Annotated in this window: 20 protein-coding genes and 1 riboswitch; of the genes, 17 read left to right on the top strand and 3 right to left on the bottom strand. The window is 72.0% G+C overall.

Going from position 1 to position 18,368, the window contains the following annotated elements; genetic code table 11:
* The coding region (locus O7605_RS08930) for a septum formation family protein (RefSeq protein WP_443083906.1) at positions 1–275 on the bottom strand (275 nt) is incomplete at its 3' end.
* Positions 276–361: 86 nt separating this feature from the next.
* Complete coding sequence (locus tag O7605_RS08925; RefSeq protein ID WP_269737329.1) at positions 362–1,249, bottom strand: septum formation family protein; 888 nt, start codon at positions 1,247–1,249, stop codon at positions 362–364.
* A gap of 246 nt (positions 1,250–1,495) precedes the next feature.
* On the opposite strand from O7605_RS08925, the gene rpe reads away from it, so the two are divergent.
* From rpe to ribH, 6 genes are all read left to right on the top strand, one after another.
* On the top strand, positions 1,496–2,176 hold the full coding sequence (rpe, locus tag O7605_RS08920) for a ribulose-phosphate 3-epimerase (RefSeq protein ID WP_269737330.1): 681 nt from the start codon (positions 1,496–1,498) through the stop codon (positions 2,174–2,176).
* A 1-nt stretch (position 2,177) separates the two neighbouring features.
* The gene (locus tag O7605_RS08915) at positions 2,178–3,158 is read left to right on the top strand and encodes a response regulator (protein WP_269737331.1); all 981 of its coding nucleotides are present in this window, start codon (positions 2,178–2,180) and stop codon (positions 3,156–3,158) included.
* Between the two features lie 57 nt (positions 3,159–3,215).
* A riboswitch (FMN riboswitch) is annotated at positions 3,216–3,388 on the top strand.
* A gap of 148 nt (positions 3,389–3,536) precedes the next feature.
* Positions 3,537–4,598, top strand: coding sequence for a bifunctional diaminohydroxyphosphoribosylaminopyrimidine deaminase/5-amino-6-(5-phosphoribosylamino)uracil reductase RibD (ribD, locus tag O7605_RS08910; RefSeq protein ID WP_269737332.1), 1,062 nt, complete (start codon positions 3,537–3,539; stop codon positions 4,596–4,598).
* 2 nt (positions 4,599–4,600) lie between these two features.
* Complete coding sequence (locus tag O7605_RS08905; RefSeq protein ID WP_269737333.1) at positions 4,601–5,221, top strand: riboflavin synthase; 621 nt, start codon at positions 4,601–4,603, stop codon at positions 5,219–5,221.
* Complete coding sequence (locus O7605_RS08900; protein ID WP_269737334.1) at positions 5,218–6,480, top strand: bifunctional 3,4-dihydroxy-2-butanone-4-phosphate synthase/GTP cyclohydrolase II; 1,263 nt, start codon at positions 5,218–5,220, stop codon at positions 6,478–6,480. The genes O7605_RS08905 and O7605_RS08900 overlap by 4 nt, the downstream gene beginning before the upstream one ends.
* 5 nt (positions 6,481–6,485) lie before the next feature.
* The gene (ribH, locus tag O7605_RS08895) at positions 6,486–6,986 is read left to right on the top strand and encodes a 6,7-dimethyl-8-ribityllumazine synthase (RefSeq protein ID WP_269737335.1); all 501 of its coding nucleotides are present in this window, start codon (positions 6,486–6,488) and stop codon (positions 6,984–6,986) included.
* 107 nt (positions 6,987–7,093) lie between these two features.
* Here ribH and O7605_RS08890 read toward each other — a convergent pair whose 3' ends face one another.
* The gene (locus tag O7605_RS08890) at positions 7,094–7,954 is read right to left on the bottom strand and encodes an ABC transporter substrate-binding protein (protein ID WP_269737336.1); all 861 of its coding nucleotides are present in this window, start codon (positions 7,952–7,954) and stop codon (positions 7,094–7,096) included.
* 137 nt (positions 7,955–8,091) lie between these two features.
* Here O7605_RS08890 and O7605_RS08885 point away from each other — a divergent pair, with 137 nt between their 5' ends.
* The 11 genes from O7605_RS08885 (at position 8,092) to O7605_RS08835 (ending at position 18,365) form a co-directional block, all read left to right on the top strand.
* Positions 8,092–8,355, top strand: a complete 264-nt coding sequence (locus O7605_RS08885; RefSeq protein WP_088947482.1) for a phosphoribosyl-ATP diphosphatase — start codon at positions 8,092–8,094, stop codon at positions 8,353–8,355.
* Between the two features lie 47 nt (positions 8,356–8,402).
* Entirely contained in the window at positions 8,403–9,248 is an 846-nt protein-coding gene (gene hisG / locus O7605_RS08880; RefSeq protein WP_269737337.1) for an ATP phosphoribosyltransferase, read from the top strand.
* Between the two features lie 71 nt (positions 9,249–9,319).
* The gene (locus O7605_RS08875; protein WP_269737338.1) at positions 9,320–9,802 is read left to right on the top strand and encodes a PH domain-containing protein; all 483 of its coding nucleotides are present in this window, start codon (positions 9,320–9,322) and stop codon (positions 9,800–9,802) included.
* Positions 9,803–10,104: 302 nt separating this feature from the next.
* A complete protein-coding gene (gene infC / locus O7605_RS08870; RefSeq protein WP_269737339.1) occupies positions 10,105–10,755 on the top strand; it encodes a translation initiation factor IF-3 in 651 nt (216 codons plus the stop codon).
* 20 nt (positions 10,756–10,775) lie between these two features.
* Positions 10,776–10,970: a 50S ribosomal protein L35 gene (rpmI, locus tag O7605_RS08865; protein WP_093404274.1), complete on the top strand. Its 195-nt coding sequence runs from the start codon at positions 10,776–10,778 to the stop codon at positions 10,968–10,970.
* Between the two features lie 32 nt (positions 10,971–11,002).
* Positions 11,003–11,395, top strand: coding sequence for a 50S ribosomal protein L20 (rplT, locus tag O7605_RS08860; protein ID WP_093404272.1), 393 nt, complete (start codon positions 11,003–11,005; stop codon positions 11,393–11,395).
* Between the two features lie 65 nt (positions 11,396–11,460).
* Positions 11,461–12,258 (top strand): TrmH family RNA methyltransferase, encoded by a 798-nt coding sequence (locus O7605_RS08855; protein WP_269737340.1) that lies wholly within the window; start codon positions 11,461–11,463, stop codon positions 12,256–12,258.
* 213 nt (positions 12,259–12,471) lie between these two features.
* Positions 12,472–13,539, top strand: a complete 1,068-nt coding sequence (pheS, locus tag O7605_RS08850) for a phenylalanine--tRNA ligase subunit alpha (protein ID WP_269737341.1) — start codon at positions 12,472–12,474, stop codon at positions 13,537–13,539.
* 36 nt (positions 13,540–13,575) lie between these two features.
* On the top strand, positions 13,576–16,152 hold the full coding sequence (gene pheT / locus O7605_RS08845; RefSeq protein WP_269737342.1) for a phenylalanine--tRNA ligase subunit beta: 2,577 nt from the start codon (positions 13,576–13,578) through the stop codon (positions 16,150–16,152).
* Between the two features lie 231 nt (positions 16,153–16,383).
* Positions 16,384–17,586 (top strand): nucleotide sugar dehydrogenase, encoded by a 1,203-nt coding sequence (locus O7605_RS08840; RefSeq protein WP_269737343.1) that lies wholly within the window; start codon positions 16,384–16,386, stop codon positions 17,584–17,586.
* A complete protein-coding gene (locus O7605_RS08835; protein WP_164445141.1) occupies positions 17,586–18,365 on the top strand; it encodes a glycosyltransferase family 2 protein in 780 nt (259 codons plus the stop codon). The genes O7605_RS08840 and O7605_RS08835 overlap by 1 nt, the downstream gene beginning before the upstream one ends.
* Positions 18,366–18,368 lie beyond the last annotated feature (3 nt).

Below are 18,368 nucleotides of genomic sequence, written 5' to 3'. Positions count from 1 at the left end.
GGTGGCCGATTCCCGGTCACGTCGGTGAGGGTACCGACGTGCAGGGTCTCGGCCTGGTGCGGCTCGGCGCAGTCCACCGGGGCGTACGCGCTGAGGTAACCGACCTCCTGCGGTCGCCGGTGGCAGGTGCCGGAGTCGGGAGTGAAGGACGCGGGCACCGCCATCGACGCCCAGTCGTCGACCAGGTCACCGTCGGTGCCGGCCGGTCTGGTGCAGCCGGTCGCCGCCAACGCCACCACGGCACCCAGTGCGACTCCGGTCAACCATCGCCGCATCCCCGCCGACCTCCCGCTGCCGCCCGTCGAAGCGGCAGCATACGGTACCGGGATCGGACGGTGCCGGGGACGTTCGCGCGCCGTGCTCACGTCACGGGCAGTCCCCGCGGGCCGACGCCGCGCATCGAGCCGGTGAGCTTGCGGTCGTCGCTCCACAGGATGCACCGCACCCCCCGGTCGCCCTCCTCCCACTCCCGCTGCGAGGGCGGGTAGAAGATGGAACCGGCGCGGTAGGGCAGGTCGGCGTTGTTGGGCACGTCCGCGAAGGCGGCGATCAGCTCCATGCACCGTTTGTGGGCCCGGCCGGCCGAGGCGACGAACTGTTCCCAGCTCATGTCCTGCTCGACGTAGACACCGACGAACTCCGCGCCGTGCGGCTCGGTGCACAGCACCGGTGCCATGTAGTTCAGGCTGTCGCCGATCAGTTTCGGGTCGAAGCAGCGATGCACCAGCGGTGAGTCGCCGATCAGCGCGCCACGCAGGCTGCCGGTGCGGTTGACCGGCCGGGTGTTGTCGATGCTGTCGGTCTCGCTCAGGTCGCACCGGAACCAGCGGGCGCCGCCGTTCCAGGCCGGCACCGACGGCAGGGCGATGTTGAGCGTCAACCGGGCGGTGTGCCAGTCACCGCCGAGCACCAGCCGGGCCCGCTGATCGCACTCCGCCCGGGCGGTACGCAGCGCCGCCGACCCCGGCTCCGGACGCTCGCCCTCGGCGTCGTCGTCGGTGAACGTACCGACGTGGATGGTCTCGGCGAGGTGGTTGCGGGCGCAGTCCACGGTCTCGTACGTGCTCGCCTGCACGACCGAGGTGATCCGGGGCAGGCAGGCGTCGGTGGCCGGGACGAACATCGTGGGTGCCCGCAGTGTCTGCCAGTCGTCGGTGAGGTCGCCGTCGGTTCCGCCCGGCCGCACGCAGCCGCCGAGCACCATCGCAGCCACACTGGCCAGCGCCAGTGCCGCGAGCCACCGTCGCATCGTCCGCCCTTTCCGGGAGCTGCCGCCCGGCTGCCGGCTCCCGCGCCCACCGGCCTGCACGATACCGTCACCGTCCCCGATGGAGTGTTGCCGCGAATGGGTCGTCTGGCCAGTGGAAGCCGAGCTTCATTCCGTTTCACCGGTTCGAAGGGGGTCATTCTGCACCATTGGTCACCTCCGGGTCACCAGGCGTCCCGGTTGCTGGCACGCTGCCGTGGCCGCTGGCCACGTTCGTACACTGGCTCCGTGACCGTACCGCCGCCGATCGTCGCGCCCAGCATCCTCGCCGCCGATTTCTCCCGTCTCGCCGAAGAGGTGCGTGCCGTCGAGGACGCCGCGGACTGGCTGCATGTCGACGTCATGGACAACCACTTCGTGCCGAACCTGACCATCGGGCTGCCCGTGGTGCAGAGCCTGCGGGCCGCCACCAAGCTGCCCTTCGACGTACACCTGATGATCACCGACCCGCGGCGTTGGGCGCCTGGCTACGCCGACGCCGGGGCGTACAACGTCACCTTCCACGCCGAGGCCTGCGACGACCCGGTGGCGTTGGCCCGCGACCTGCGGGCGGCGGGCGCCAAGGCGGGGCTGGCGATCGACCGGGACACCCCGATCGAGCCGTACCTCGACCTGCTGCCGAGCTTCGACACGCTGCTGGTCATGACCATCAAGGCCGGGTTCGGCGGGCAGCGGTTCCTCCCGCAGTTGCTGGACAAGGTCCGCGCCGCGCGCCGGCACGTCGACGCCGGCCACCTGGAGCTGCGCATCGAGGTCGACGGCGGGATCGCCGCCGACACCATCGAACAGGCGGCCGAGGCAGGTGCCGACGCCTTCGTGGCCGGCACCGCCGTCTACGGCGCCGACGACCCGGCCGAGGCGGTACGCCGGCTGCGCGGGCTGGCCGAGCGCGCGGCGACCCGGGCCTGACGTGGAGACCTCCGACGATCGCAAGGACGTGATCCTCGTCGTCGACGACGACGAGGACATCGCCCGCTTCGTCGAGTTCAACCTGCGTCTGCAGGGCTTCGACGTGATCCTCGCCGCCGACGGCCAGGAGGCACTGGAGCTGATCGAACGCCAGCGGCCGGACCTGGCCGTGGTCGACCTGATGATGCCCCGGGTGGACGGGCTGGAACTGACCCGACGTCTGCGCGCCGACCCGATGACCGCCGCCCTGCCGGTGATCATGTTGACGGCTAAGGGAATGACCCAGGACAAGGTTCACGGGCTCAACGCCGGCGCCGACGACTACCTGGTCAAGCCCTTCGACAACGCCGAGTTGGTCGCCCGGGTCAGCTCCACGCTGCGGCGCAACAAGGAGTTCCGGGAGGTCTCCCCGCTGACCGGCCTGCCGGGCAACAGCCGGATCCGCCGGGAGATCGCTGACCGGGTCCGTGGCGGCGCGGACTACGCCGTCGGCTACATCGACATCGACCGGTTCAAGAGCGTCAACGACCGGTACGGGTTCGTCCGGGGCGACGGCTTCATCTCCGCGCTGGCCCGCAGCCTGCACCGGGCGGTGGTCGCGGTGGCCCTGCCGCCGGCCTTCCTCGGCCACGTCGGCGGCGACGATTTCGTCTTCGTGTGCACGCCCGAGCAGGTGCGGCCGCTCACCCTGCGGGTGTCGGCGGACTTCGAGAAGGCTGCGGACGCCCTCTACGATCCCACCGACCGGGAACGCGGTTACGTGGAGTTGAAGGACCGGCGCGGCAACATCCGCCGGGCGGCGCTGGTCACCCTCTCCATCGGGGTCGCGATCTCCGACACCGACAAGCGCATCACCGATCCGCTGGAGGCGATGACGGTCGCCTCCGAGATGAAGACCGTGGCCAAGAGCCAACCCGGCTCGTACGTGGCGGTGGACCGTCGTCGCGGTGTCGCCGACCCCGGTCACCGTCATGTGAAGTAGCTCGCCCGGGTGCCCCGACGCCCCGGCGGGCGTGTAAGACTTTGCTCAGTACCCACCACGCGCTGGCGGGACTCGGTGTAATTCCGAACCGGCGGTGATCCACGGTCCGACCGTGGTAAGCCCGCGACCCGGGAGCGGTTCGTCCGCCCGGTGGACCTGGTGAGAATCCGGGGCCGACGGTTGGGGGCGGCTCGTCCGCGCCCAGACAGTCCGGATGGGAGACAGCGCGCGGGACGGAAGGGGGCCGTGTGGCTCGCCGGGCTCCGGCGTGCGCGCGTCCCGACCGGGGCGGCTGTGCCGTACCCGGACTCCGCCTGCCCGTGGCCACCTGGCCGAACTCCCCGCCCGCGCGTACGAGCGAGAGGGCAACGGCAGGCGATGGCGAGCGTCTCCGTGGACGAGGCGATGCGTCGGGCGATCGAACTCGCGGCGCGCGGGCTCGGCACCACAAGTCCCAATCCCGTCGTCGGCTGCGTGCTGCTCGACGCCGACGGTGAGGTGGTCGGCGAGGGCTTCCACGCGTACGCCGGGGGACCGCACGCGGAGATCGTCGCGCTGGCCCAGGCCGGCAAGCGGGCCAAGGGTGGCACGGCGGTGGTCACCCTGGAACCCTGCGACCACGTCGGCCGCACCAGCCCCTGTAGCACCGCGCTGGTCCAGGCGGGGGTGGCCCGGGTCGTCATCGCGGTGCCGGATCCCAACCCGGTCGCCACCGGCGGCGCGGCCACGTTGCAGTCCGCCGGCATCCGGGTCGACGTCGGCGTCCGCGAGGCCGAGGCGGAGGCCGGCAACGTGGCCTGGCTGACCGCCATGCGCCGAGGCTGGCCGTACGTGATCTGGAAGTACGCGGCGACCCTCGACGGTCGTTCCGCGGCGGCCGACGGCACCAGCATGTGGATCACCTCCGAGGCTGCCCGGATGGACGTGCACGCGCTGCGCGCCACCGTCGACGCGGTGGTCGTCGGCGTCGGCACGGTCCTCGCCGACGATCCCCGGCTCACCGTGCGCAACCTGCGCGACGGCAGTCTGGCCATCCGGCAGCCGCTGCGCGTGGTGGTCGACTCGGCCGGGCGTACCCCGGACGACGCCCGGGTCCGCGACGGCGCCGCCCGCACCTGGGTGGCCACCGCCGCCGAGGTGGGCACCGGCCCGGACGGCGGGGTGGACCTGCCGGCGCTGCTCGCCGCCCTGCACACCCGGGGGATACGGGCGGTGCTGCTGGAGGGCGGCCCCCGGCTCGCCGGGGCGTTCCTCGCCGCTGGCCTGGTCGACCGGGTGGTCGGCTACCTCGCACCCCGGCTGCTCGGCGCCGGGCCAGCCGCGCTCGTCGACGCGGGTGTGAGCACCATCGCCGAGGCGATCGACCTGGAACTCACCGACGTTACGCAGGTCGGTCCCGACCTGCGGATCACCGCGCTGCCCCGGAAGAGGGAGGGCTAGGCATGTTCACCGGCATCGTCGAGGAACTGGGCGAGGTCGTCGGGATGACCCCGACGGCGGAGGACTCGACCCTGGTAGCGGTCCGTGGCCCACTGGTCACCTCCGACGCACGGCACGGCGACTCGATCGCGGTCAACGGCGTCTGCCTGACCGTCGTCGAGGTCGACGGCGGGGTGTTCACCGCCGACGTGATGGGCGAGACGCTGCGCCGCTCGGCGCTGGGCGCGCTGGGTACCGGCGACCGGGTCAACCTGGAGCGGGCCGCCGCGCTGGGCGGCCGCCTCGGCGGTCACCTGGTGCAGGGGCACGTGGACGGCGTGGGCGAGGTGCTCTCCCGCGAGCCGGCGGCGCGCTGGGAGACGGTCCGGTTCCGGTTGCCCGCCGCGCTGTCCCGCTACGTGGTGGAGAAGGGCTCGATCACCGTCGACGGGGTTTCGCTGACCGTCGCCGAGGTGGGCGACGACTGGTTCACCGTCGGCCTGATCCCCACCACCCTGTCGGCGACCACCCTCGGCAGCCGGTCCGTCGGTGATCCGGTCAACCTGGAGGTGGACGTGCTGGGCAAGTACGTCGAGCGGCTGCTGGGCGCTCGCGCGGCCGACGGGGCGGAGGTGCCGGCATGACCTTCGCCGACATCGAGCAGGCCCTGGCCGAGATCGCCGCCGGCCGCCCGGTCGTGGTGGTCGACGACGCCGACCGGGAGAACGAGGGCGACCTGATCTTCGCGGCCGAGCTGGCCACCCCGGAACTGCTGGCCTTCACGGTGCGGCACACCTCGGGCTTCATCTGCGTACCGCTCACCGAGAGCGAGTGCGACCGGCTCGACCTGCCGCCCATGCACCACACCAACCAGGACCGGCGGCAGACCGCGTACACGGTGACCGTCGACGCGCGGGAGGGGGTGACCACCGGCATCTCGGCGGCCGACCGGGCGCACACCATCCGGCTGCTCGCCGACCCGGCCACCGGATCGACGGACCTGGCCCGTCCCGGGCACGTGGTGCCGCTGCGGGCCCGTCCGGGTGGGGTGCTGCGCCGTCCCGGGCACACCGAGGCGGCCGTCGACCTGACCCGGCTGGCCGGGCTGCGCCCGGCCGGGGTGCTCTGCGAACTGGTCAACGACGACGGCACCATGATGCGGCTGCCGGACCTGGAGAAGTTCTGCGCCGAGCACTCGCTGACCCTGGTCACCATCGCGGATCTGATCGCCTACCGGCGGCGTACCGAGAAGCAGGTCGAGCTGGTCGCCGACGCCCGGATGCCCACCGAGCACGGAGTGTTCCGGGCGCTGGGCTACCGCAGCGAGTACGACTCGGCCGAGCACGTGGCGTTGGTGATGGGCGACCTCGGCGACGGCCGCGACGTGCTGGTCCGGGTGCACTCGGAGTGCCTGACCGGTGACGTCTTCTCGTCGGTGCGCTGTGACTGCGGCCCGCAGCTCAACGCCGCCCTGGACCGGGTGGCTCGCGAGGGACGGGGCGTGGTGCTCTACGTGCGGGGCCACGAGGGGCGCGGCATCGGGCTGCTGCACAAGCTCCAGGCGTACCAGTTGCAGGACCAGGGCCGGGACACGGTGGACGCGAACCTCGACCTGGGGCTGCCGGCCGACGCGCGCGACTACGGCACCGGCGCGCAGATCCTCTACGACCTCGGGGTGCGCTCGATGCGACTGCTGACCAACAACCCGGCCAAGCGGGCGGGGCTGGAGGGCTACGGCCTGACCATCACCGGCCGCGAGGGGCTGCCGGTGCGCCCGCACCCGGAGAACGTACGGTACCTGCGGACCAAGCGGGACCGGATGGGGCACCTGCTGGACCAGCTGGACGAGGCCGCCGAAGCGCCGATGGGGCGTACGGTGCCGGGCACAGAGATCGGAGCGTAGGCGAGATGGCGGGTTTCGGGGAGCCGGGTTCGGCTCCGGTCGACGCGGCCGGGATGACCGTCGGTGTGGTCGCCGCAAAATGGCACGGTGACCTGACCGACCACATGCTCGACCGGGCGGTGGCCGCCGCGCAGGCGTGCGGCGCCCGGGCGGTGGTGGCCCGGGTGGCCGGCTCGGTGGAACTACCGGTGGTGGCGCAGGCGCTGGCGCGGCGCTGCGACGTGGTGGTCGCCCTCGGCGTGGTGGTGCGCGGTGCCACCGCCCACTTCGACTACGTCTGCCGGTCGGTCACCGACGGGCTGACCCGGGTCGCCCTGGACGAGGGCAAGCCGGTCGCCCACGGCGTGCTGACCGTGGACACCATCGAGCAGGCCCGCGACCGCGCCGGCCTGCCCGACTCCGCCGAGGACAAGGGCTGGTCGTCGACGGTGGCCGCCCTCGACGCCGCCCTGGCCATCCGCCAGGTCGCCACCTCCGCCAATCAGCGCGTCGGCTTCACCTCCTGACCCCCACCCCCTGCCCGGTTGATCAAGAAGTTCGCGTCAAGAAACCGTGCTCGGGCGACGAAAACTTCTTGATCAACACTTGAGGTGGAGGGCGGGGGAGGGCCGAGTCAGGTGAGGTCGGGGGCCTTGGCGGCCTGGGTGAGCCACTGTTGTTCGAGTTGTTCGAGGACGCCCTCGGCGGCGAGTTGCCCGACCGCCGCGCTGACGCAGCCGGCCAGCGGCGAGTCCTTTGCCAGCAGCAGTCCGAACGCCTCCGGGCTGCCCACCTGGGGCAGTTGTCCGACGACCACCGCGTCGTCGATCTCCCCGCCGGTGAGGTCGAACGCGGTGGGCAGGTCCACCACCAGGCCGTCGATCCGCCCGCCGCGCAGCGCCTTCGTGGCCTCGTCGTCGGACTTGTAGGTCCTCGGTTCGGATTTCGGCCGGACCAGATCGGTGATGGCCTGGTAGCCGGCCGTGCCGGTCCGGGCGCCGAGCCGGGCGTCCCGCAGCTCGGTCAGCGCCCTCCGGTCGGCGATCTTGGAGGACTCCAGCGCGACCACCGCCTGCCGGACCAGGTAGTACGGCGCGGAGAAGTCGACCGCCTGCCGGTGCTCATCGGTCATCGGGTACCTGTCGATGCCGAAGTCGAAGGTCTTCGGCCCGGCGGCGACGGCGGCGTCGGACGGCACCCGGGTCCAGGTGACGTCGTCGCGGGCGTAGCCGAGCTGCTCCGCCACCGCGTAGGCGACGGCGGACTCGAAACCCTTGCCGTTGGCCGGCTGGTCGTCGACGAACCACGGCGCCTCGGCCGGCTCGCCGGTGGCGACGGTGAGGGTGCCCGGCGACTGGGTGGGCAGGCTGTCCTTGGCGCACGCCATCGACACGGTCGGCATGGGCGCGGGCTGGGCCTGCGGCGTGCAGGCGCTGGCCGCGAGCAGGACGGCCGCCGCGGAGGCGAAGGCGAGGGTACGCGGGGTGGTGACCATGGCGGACAGCGTACGACCAACATAGGCGAGGATCGAAGGGTTGTCCCACCGCTCCGCCAGGTGCGCCGGTCCCGTCCACCGGTCACCACCGACCCGGTGCTCGGGGCGACCCTCGGCGACTGCGAGAATCCGTCTCCGTGAAGACGTTCGAGGAGTTGTTCGCGGAGTTGCAGGCCAAGGCCGCGGCCGGCACCCCCGGCTCGGGCACGGTCGCCGCACTGGAGAAGGGCGTGCACTTCATCGGCAAGAAGGTCGTCGAGGAGGCCGCCGAGTCGTGGATGGCCGCCGAGCACGAGGGGCCCGAGCGCACCGCGGAGGAGATCTCCCAGCTGCTCTACCAGGTCCAGGTGCTGATGCTCGCCAGTGGTCTGGACCTGAAGGACGTCTACCGACATCTGTGAGTGCCCCCGCCGTCGACCAGAGACCCGATCGAAGGAGCACTCCCGTCATGCTGCGTGTCGCCGTACCCAACAAGGGCGCGCTGGCCGATTCGGCCGCCCAGATGCTGCGTGAGGCGGGCTACCGCCAGCGCACCGACACCAAGGACCTGGTCTGCCGTGACCAGGCGAACGACATCGAATTCTTCTACCTGCGCCCGAAGGACATCGCGACCTACGTCGGCTCCGGTGACCTGGACGTCGGCATCACCGGCCGGGACCTGCTCATCGACTCCGGTGCGCCGGCCGAGGAGGTGGTCGACCTGAACTTCGGGCGGGCCACCTTCCGGTTCGCCGCCCGTCCGGACGACGTCGACGACGTACGGGAGCTGGGCGGGCACCGGATCGCCACCGCGTACCCGGGGCTGGTCGAGCGGCACCTCGCCGAGCTGGGCGTCAAGGCCGACGTCATCCGGCTCGACGGTGCGGTGGAGAACGCCATCCGGCTGGGTGTCGCCGACGTGGTCGCCGACGTGGTCGAGACCGGAGCCACGCTGCGTCAGGCCGGTCTGGTGGTCTTCGGTGAGCCCCTGCTGAAGTCCTCGGCGGTGCTGGTCCGCCGCACCGGCGCGGCGGCGCACCCGCAGGCCGAGCAGCTGATGCGCCGGCTGCACGGGGTGCTGGTGGCCCGCCGCTACGTGATGCTCGCCTACGACGTGCCGGCCGGGCTGCTGGACCGGGCCAGCTCGCTCACCCCGGGTATCGAGTCGCCGACGGTCTCCCCGTTGCACCGGGAGGGCTGGGTGGCGGTGCAGGCGATGGTGCTCCGCGACGACGTGCACCGGATCATGGACGAACTCTACGAACTGGGCGCCCGCGCGATCCTGGTCACCAACATCCACGCCTGCCGGCTGTGACCGGTGGGTGGGCCGGTACGTCGCTGTGTGGCGGCGGCCGCCCGGGTACGACCGGATGGCAGACTGGTGGGGTGAGTGACACCGACGTGGTCCGGGTGCGGCCCCGGCGAATCCGGCTGGTCTGCTGGGTGTCGGCCATCCTGCTGGTCGTGGTCTTCGCCCTGGTCGCCACCACCCTCACCGGCCCCACCGGTAACGGGTACGGCACCTTCCAGCGCGGCGACCAGTTGGCCATGATCGGGCTCGGGATCATGTTCGCCCTGGGCACCCTGCTGTTCACCCGACCCCGGGTCGAGGCGGACGTGCGGGGGGTGCGGGTCCGCAACATCATCGGCTCGTACGAGCTGCCCTGGGAGGTCGTCCGCGGCGTCCGGTTCGACCGTGGGGCACCCTGGGCGGCGCTGGAGCTCTACGACGACGACCTGCTGCCGGTGGTCGCCCTCCAGGCCGCCGACAAGCAGCTCGCCGTCGACGGGGTACGCGCCCTGCGCCGCCTGCACCAGGCGCACCTGACCGCGCTCGCTGAGCGGGCAGCGGGCCGGCGCCCGGTTTGAGGAGCCGCTGGCCGAGGGTGTAGTGTTGTCGAGTCGACCAGGCTGTCCTAACCGTTAGGACGGCCGTGAAAGCGGAGCGCCTGCTCCCACCCGAGTCGCCGCCTGTGGCGTCCGGGTCCGGTCACCGGTTCCGGGCACGTCCCGGCGCCGGATGCGCGATCCTGTGATCGTGCCGACCGGTCGAGCGGGCCCTGGCATACGCCGGGGCCTTCTACTTTCCGGGCCGGCTCCCACCGGGAGCCGCCGGGTCGGCCACGCATGAAGATCCGACTCGAGGAGGCCCCATCAGCGTCGAACCACGCGTGAACGAGCAGATCCGGGCACGTGAGGTCCGACTGGTCGGCCCCGAGGGTGAGCAGGTGGGCATCGTCCCGCTGGAGCGCGCCCTTCAGCTGGCCGCGGACGTCGATCTGGACCTGGTCGAGGTTGCGCCGATGGCGCGCCCGCCGGTGTGCAAGCTCATGGACTTCGGCAAGTTCAAGTACGAGAGCGCACTGAAGGCGCGCGAAGCGCGGCGTAACCAGCAGCAGACCGTCATCAAGGAGATGAAGCTCCGGCCGAAGATCGATCCGCACGACTACGAGACCAAGAAGGGTCACGTGGTGCGGTTCCTGAAGGCCGGTGACAAGGTCAAGGTGACGATCATGTTCCGCGGTCGCGAGCAGAGCCGCCCGGAGCTGGGCTACCGGCTCCTGCGCCGGCTCGAGTCCGAGATCACGGAACTGGGATACGTGGAGTCCGCTCCGAAGCAGGACGGCCGAAACATGATCATGGTTCTCGCTCCGCACCGGGCCGTTAAGGCCTCCGCGGTCGCCGCCACGGCGTCCCGCGGTGGACCCCGGGAGCGGACCGCGGAGGAGCCCGCCACCGCCGCGGCCGCCGAACCTGCGGTGACCAGTGAGAGCGCAGCAGCCGGTGAGACCGGCACGACCGCTGACACCAGCGGTCAGTAACAGGGGAGAAGACGTTCCACATGCCGAAGATGAAGAGCCACACGGGGATGGGCAAGCGGGTCCGCGTGACCGGCAAGGGCAAGATCACGAAGCAGCAGGCCGGTCTGCGTCACAACCTCGAGAAGAAGCCCTCCACCCGCACCCGCCGGCTGACGGGCGTGGTCGAGGTGGCCAAGGCTGACGTCAAGCGCATCAAGAAGCTGCTCGGCCGCTGACGCGCGCCACCTGAATCCAAGAAGGAGTTGAGATGGCACGCGTCAAGCGGGCTGTTAACGCCCAGAAGAAGCGCCGTACCCTGCTGGAGACCGCGAGCGGATACCGCGGTCAGCGCTCCCGGCTGTACCGCAAGGCCAAGGAGCAGGTGCTGCACTCGATGCAGTACGCCTACCGGGACCGTCGCGACCGCAAGGGCGACTTCCGGCAGCTGTGGATCCAGCGGATCAACGCGGGTGCCCGCGCCAACGGGATGACCTACAACCGGCTGATCCAGGGCCTGCGCCTGGCCGGCATCGAGGTCGACCGCAAGATCCTGGCTGACCTGGCCGTCAACGACGCCGCCGCGTTCGCGGCGATCGTCGAGCTGGCCCGGGCCGCCGTGCAGGCCGAGGGCACCGGCGGCGCGCCCGCCCAGGCCGCCTGAGTCCCACGCAGCGCAGCGAGGCGTCCCTCGGCAACGGGGGACGCCTCGCGCGTGCGGCCGAGACCATGCTCTTCACACCGCGTACGCCCCGGGTGGTGGCCGCGCGCCGACTCCAGCGTCGCCGCGACCGCGAGGCCGCGGGTCGGTTCCTCGCCGAGGGACCGCAGGCGGTCCGGGAGGCGCTGAGCCGACCCCGCACCGTGCTGGAGCTGTTCGGCACCCCGGCCGCCCTCGACCGGTACGCCGATCTGGCGGCGAGCGCCGCCGGCGGCGACGTGCCCGTCTCCGAGGTGACCGACGAGGCCTTGGCCGCGCTCGCCGAGACCGTCGCCCCGCAGGGGCTGGTCGCCGTCTGCCGGCACCTCGACGTGTCCCTGGAGGTCGCGTTGTCACGCGTCCCCCGGCTGGTGGCCGTGCTCGCCGGCATCCGTGACCCGGGCAACGCCGGCACCGTGCTGCGGACCGCCGACGCGGCCGGCGCCACCGCGGTGATCTTCGCGGGTGACGCCGTCGACCCGTACAACGGCAAGTGCGTCCGGTCGTCGGCCGGCAGCCTCTTCCACGTCGACGTGGTACGCGAACGCGACCCGGCCGCAACGCTCACCGCCGCCCGGGCCGCCGGACTGACGGTGCTCGCCGCCACCGGCCACGGCGAATCTGACCTCGACGAGCTGGTCGACGCCGGCCGGCTGGCGGCACCGACCGCCTGGCTGTTCGGCTCCGAGGCGCACGGCCTGCCCGTCGACCTGGCCGAGGCCGCCGACGCCCGGGTCCGGGTGCCGCTGCACGGGCGGGCCGAGAGCCTCAACCTGGCTGCGGCGGCGGCCGTCTGCCTGTACGCTTCGGCCAGAGCACAGCGCTGACCCGAGGTCAGGCGCGCATGACGGAGGAGACGCGGCCCCCATGGTGAACGCACCACGGCGTTCGTTTAGCCAGCCCGCCGGTGTCGGCGGGCGGCGGGCCTGACCTGCTCTCCACACGACTCCCACCGGCGGGCTGCGGCACAGCCGCGCGTCCGTAGACTCGCCTAGCCGCCCGCGAGGGCCGGCGCCGTCGTGAGGGAGTGCCCGTACGCCATGACTTACCGCAACGATCCGTACGACCCGAAGCAGGTCGCCCTGCTGGACCCGGCCGCGCTGGCCGAGGCCGTGACCGAGGCCGAGAAGGCGTTCGCCGCCGCCGGTGACCCGGACGCGCTGGCCGCGGTGCGCCCGGCGCACCTGGGCGACCGGGCCCCGGTCTCGCTGGCCCGTCGCGAGATCGGCGCGCTGCCGCCGGCCGCCAAGGCCGACGCCGGCAAGCGGGTCAACGAGGCCCGCCGGGCCATCGAGCAGGCGCACGCCGCCCGGGCCGAGGTGCTGGAGCGCGAGCAGGCCGAGCGGGTCCTGGTCGCCGAACGAGTCGACGTGACGTTGCCGTACGACCGGCGCCCGCGTGGCTCCCGACACCCGATCACGCTGCTGATGGAGCAGATCAGCGACCTGTTCATCGGGATGGGCTACGAGGTGGCCGAGGGCCCCGAGGTCGAGCTGGAGTGGACCAACTTCGACGCGCTGAACATCCCCGCCGACCACCCGGCGCGGGGGCTGATGGACACCTTCCACATCGCACCGGAGGGTTCCGGTCTGGTGCTGCGTACGCACACCTCACCGGTGCAGGCACGCACCATGCTCAGCCGCAAACCGCCGATCTACGTGGTGGTGCCCGGCCGGGTCTACCGCACCGACGAGTTGGACGCCACCCATTCCCCGGTCTTCTACCAGGTGGAGGGTCTGGTGGTGGACAAGGGCATCACGATGGCGCACCTGCGGGGCACCCTCGACCACTTCGCCCGGGCGATGTTCGGCGCGGGGGCGAAGACCCGGTTCCGGCCGCACTACTTTCCGTTCACCGAGCCGTCGGCGGAGTTCGACGTGTGGTTCCCGGAGCACCGCAAGGGCCCGCAGTGGGTCGAGTGGGGTGGCTGCGGCATGGTCAACCCGCGGGTGCTGCGGGCCTGCGGCATCGACCCGGAGGTCTACTCCGGCTTCGCCTTCGGCATGGGCATCGACCGGACGGTGATGTTCCGGCACGGAGTGGGCGACATGCGGGACCTGGTCGAGGGCGACGTCCGGTTCACCCGGGCGTTCGGCCACGGGGCTTAGTGCGGGCGCGAGTTACGGAGACGGTGGTTACCCATAATGCGAGTTTCTCTCAGTTGGCTGCGGGAGTACGTCGACGTACCCGACCTGCCCGTCGACGAGCTGGAGCGGGCCCTGGTCGACCTCGGCATCGAGGTCGAGTCCATCGTGGACCTGTCCGGCACGGTCACCGGGCAACTGGTGGTCGGCGAGGTCCTGGAGATCGAGGAGCTGACCGGCTTCAAGAAGCCGATCCGGTTCTGCCTGGTGAACGTGGGCGCCGCCAACGGCACCGGTGAGCCGCAGGAAATCGTCTGCGGTGCCCGCAACTTCGCCCCGGGTGACCGGGTGGTGGTGATCCTGCCCGGCGGCGTGCTGCCGGGTGGCTTCGCCATCGGTGCCCGCCGCACGTACGGGCGCAACTCCAGCGGCATGATCTGCTCGGCCCGGGAACTGGGCCTGGGCGACGACCACTCCGGCATCCTGGTGCTGCCCGAGCACGTGGTGGCGGCGCCCGGCGACGACGCCCGTCCGGTGGTCGGCCTCGACGACGTCATCGTCGAGGTGGAGATCACCCCGGACCGGGGCTACCAGATGTCACTGCGCGGGCTCGCCCGCGAACTGGCGCACGGCCTCGGCCTCGACTACTCCGACCGGGGCCGGATGCCCGCGACGCCCGGCACGGCCGAGCCGGCGTACCCGGTCGAGGTGCGCGACCCGGTCGGCTGCGACCGGTTCGCGGCCCGGATGGTGCGCGGCGTCGACCCGGCGGCGCAGACCCCGGACTGGATGCGGCAACGGCTGACCATCGCCGGCATCCGCAGCATCTCGTTGCCGGTGGACATCACCAACTACGTGATGCTCGAACTCGGCCAGCCGATGCACGCCTTCGACGCCGACCGGATCGCCGGCCCGCTGGTGGTGCGCCGGGCGGTACCGGGGGAGAAACTGACCACGCTCGACGGGGTGACCCGCGCCCTCGCCCCCGAGGACATGGTCATCTGCGACGCCGGGCTGCCGAACCCGGTCGCCGCCGAGGGTGACGGCATGCCGATCTCACTGGCCGCCGTGATGGGCGGCGAGACCAGCGAGGTGCTGCCGGGCACCGTCAACGTGCTCTTCGAGGCCGCGCACTGGGACCCGGCGATGGTGGGTCGCACCGCGCGCCGGCACAAGCTGTTCAGCGAGGCGGCGAAGCGTTGGGAGCGCGGGGTCGACCCGGCGCTGCCGCTGGTCGCCCTGGACCGGGCGGTCGGGCTGCTCACCTCGTACGCGGGCGGCACCGCCGGCGAGGAGGTGCTGGACATCAACCACGTCCGGCCGCGTACCCCGGTCACCCTGCCGGCGGACCTGCCCAGCCGGCGGGTCGGTGTGGACTACCCGCCGGCCCGGGTGGTCGCGCTGCTGGAGCAGGTCGGCTGCACCGTGGCGCGCGGCACCGACCGGCTGGCCGAGGAACCGGGCTCGGTGGGGGTGGCCGCCGGAGACGGCGAGGCGCTGAGCGTCACCCCGCCGACCTGGCGGCCCGACCTGACCGATCCGGCGGACCTGGTCGAGGAGGTGGTCCGCCTCGACGGGTACGACAAGGTGCCGTCGGTGCTGCCGACCGCGCCGCCCGGCCGGGGCCTGACCTGGCAGCAGCGACGCCACCGGGCGGTGTCCCGTTCCCTGGCCGAGCGCGGCTACGTCGAGGTACTGGCGCACCCGTTCGTCGCCACCGAGCTGGCCGACCAGCTCGGCCTGCCCGCCGACGACCCGCGCCGCCGGGCGGTGCGGCTGGCCAACCCGCTGTCGGAGGAGGAGCCGCTGCTGCGCACCACGCTGCTCGGCCCGCTGCTCGGCATCGTCCGGCGCAACCTCGGCCGTGGCCTGCGGGACCTGTCCCTCTACGAGATCGGCACGGTCTTCCAGCCTCGGGTGGATGCCGGCAGCCCGCCGCCGATGGGCGTGGACCGGCGTCCTACCGACGCGGAGTTCGCCGCCGCCGACGCGGTGGTTCCGCACCAGCCCCGGCACGTCGCCGTCGTGCTGACCGGTGAGATCGAGCCGGCCGGCTGGTGGGGCGGCGGGCGGGCGGCCGGCTGGGCGGACGCCGTCGAGGCGGGCCGCGCGGTGCTCGCCGCCGCCGGGATACCGGACCGGCAGGTCGAGGTGCGCTCGGCCGAGTACGCCCCCTGGCACCCGGGCCGCTGCGCGGCGCTGCTGGTCGACGGTGCGGTCGTCGGCCACGCCGGTGAGCTGCACCCGCAGGTCGTGGCGACGCTCGAACTGCCGAGGCGGACCTGCGCCATGGAGCTGGACCTGGACGCTCTGCCGGCACCTGCGGTGACGGCCGCGCCCGCTGTCTCCGGCTACCCGCCGGCGCTGATCGACGTGGCGCTGGTGGTGGCCGAGTCGGTACCGGCGGCGCAGGTCCGGCAGGCACTCGTCGAGGGTGCCGGCGAGCTGCTGGAGTCGGTCAGCCTGTTCGACGTGTACGCCTCGGAGCAGCTCGGCACCGGACGCAAGTCACTGGCCTACAAGTTGACCTTCCGGGCTCCGAACCGCACGTTGACGGTCGAGGAGGCGGTGGCCGCCCGCGACGCCGCCGTCGCCCGCGCCGCCGAACGCTGCGGCGCCGCCCTCCGCGGCGCCTGAGCGGCGGGCAAGGGCCCCTTCCCGACGCCTCGTGCGGGGAAGGGGCCCTTGCTCACTGCGGGAGTGGGAGCGGTGTGCGGTCGGTGACGGCGGCAAGGGGGTAGGTGCGGGATCGACCGAAAGGTCAACACCGGTGGCTGTTTGGTTACCCGCGAGTCACGTCTGAGGGGTTAGCCTGCTGTATCCCGACGACCCTGGGATCACACCCGCCACCCCCACGGGAGCCCCCTCATGTCCGATGATCCGCCCGCCTCGGTCGACGTCTGCATCGTCGGTGGTTGTGGCCGGGTGGGCCTGCCGCTGGGCATCGCCTTCGCCGCCCGCGGGCTGTCCGTCGTGCTGTACGACATCAACGCCGAGGCTGTCGCGGGCGTCAACGCGGCCACCCTCCCCTTCGCCGAGCCCGGCGCGGCCGATCCGCTGGCCGAGGCGGTGGCGGCCGGCCGGTTGCGCGCCACCACCGACCCCGCTGCCGTCGGGATCTCGGACCACCTGGTCGTCGTGGTCGGTACGCCGGTCGACGAGCACCTCAACCCGGATCTCGGTGCTGTGCCCCGCGCGTTGGAACGCTGCGCCGAACACCTGCGCGACGGTCAGTTGATCGTGCTGCGCAGCACCGTCTACCCCGGGGTCACCGCGCTGACCGAGAAGTTGCTGGCCGGCAAGGGCCTGCGCGCGGACGTGGCGTTCTGCCCGGAACGGATCGCCGAGGGCCGGGCGATGACCGAGCTGTTCACGCTGCCGCAGATCGTCGCCGCGCGGACCCCGGAGGCGCTGGCGCGGGCGGAAGAGCTGTTCCGGCACCTGACCGACCAGATCGTCCCGCTCGAACCCGAGGAGGCCGAGCTGGCGAAGCTGTTCACCAACACCTGGCGGTACATCAAGTTCGCCACCGCGAACCAGTTCTGGATGATGGCGAACGACTTCGGGCTGGACTTCGCCCGGATCCGGCACGCAGTGGCGTACGACTACCCGCGTGCGGCCGATCTGCCGATGCCCGGTTTCGCCGCCGGGCCGTGCCTGTTCAAGGACACCATGCAACTGGCCGCGTTCAACCGGAACAACTTCGTGCTCGGCCACTCGGCGATGCTGATCAACGAGGGGTTGCCGCTGTATCTGGTGTCCCGCCTGGAAGACCGGTTCGACCTGGCCACCTCGACGGTGGGCATCCTCGGCATGGCCTTCAAGGGCGGCAGCGACGACCCCCGGGAGAGCCTGGCGTACAAGCTGCGCAAGATCCTGGCGTTGAAGACCCGGGAGACGCTCTGCACCGACCCGTACGTGGCCGACGACCGCTTCGTCGACCTGGACGAGGTGTTGCGCCGGGCCGACCTGCTGGTCATCGCCGCACCGCATGAGCAGTACGCCCGCCTGGACACCGACAAACCGGTGATCGACATGTGGGGTCTGACCGGGCAGGGGGTACGGGTGTGATGAATCCCCGGGTCTCGGTGATCGTGCCGGTCTACAACGAGGGCGAGGCGATCATCCGCTGCCTGGAGCGGATGCTGCGTGAACTGATGCTGCCCGCCGAGGTGCTGATCGTGCACGACATGCCCGAGGACACCACGGTCCCGTACGTCGAACGGATCGCGCGTACCGACCCCAGGGTCCGGGCGGTGCTCAACACCTACGGCCGGGGCCCGGCCAACGCGATCCGGTTCGGCATCGACGCGGCCCTGGCACCGGTCGCGGTGGTGACGATGGCCGACGGGTGTGACGATCCCCGGCAGATCGACGAGTTGGCCCGGTTGGTGGACCGGGGGGTGGTGGTCGCCGCGGCCTCCCGGTACATGCCGGGTGGTCAGCAGGTCGGCGGGCCGAGGCTCAAGCGGATGATGTCCCGCTGGGCGGGACGAAGTCTTTACACCTTCGCCCGGGCCGGCACCCGCGACGCCACCAACAGCTTCAAGGCGTACGACACGGCGTTCGTCCGGGAGGTCGGCATCGAGTCGCGGACCGGCTTCGAGATCGGGCTGGAACTGACCGCGAAGGCCACCCGGCTGCGCCTGCCGGTGGCGGAGATTCCGACCATCTGGCTGGACCGTCCGCTCGGCGAGTCCCACTTCGACCTGGGCCGCTTCCTCCCCGGCTACCTGCGCTGGTACCTGTTCGCCTACGGTCGACGGCTGAGCCGGGAGAAGTTGACCGCCCGGGTGCGGACGGCGGCCGTGCCGGCTCCGCGTGGCACCGAGTACGAGAAGACGGCATAGGAG

This window comes from Verrucosispora sp. WMMA2121 (assembly GCF_027460185.1).
GTDB classification, from domain to species: domain Bacteria; phylum Actinomycetota; class Actinomycetes; order Mycobacteriales; family Micromonosporaceae; genus Micromonospora; species Micromonospora palythoicola.
This window is presented reverse-complemented; position numbering and strand designations above follow the sequence as displayed.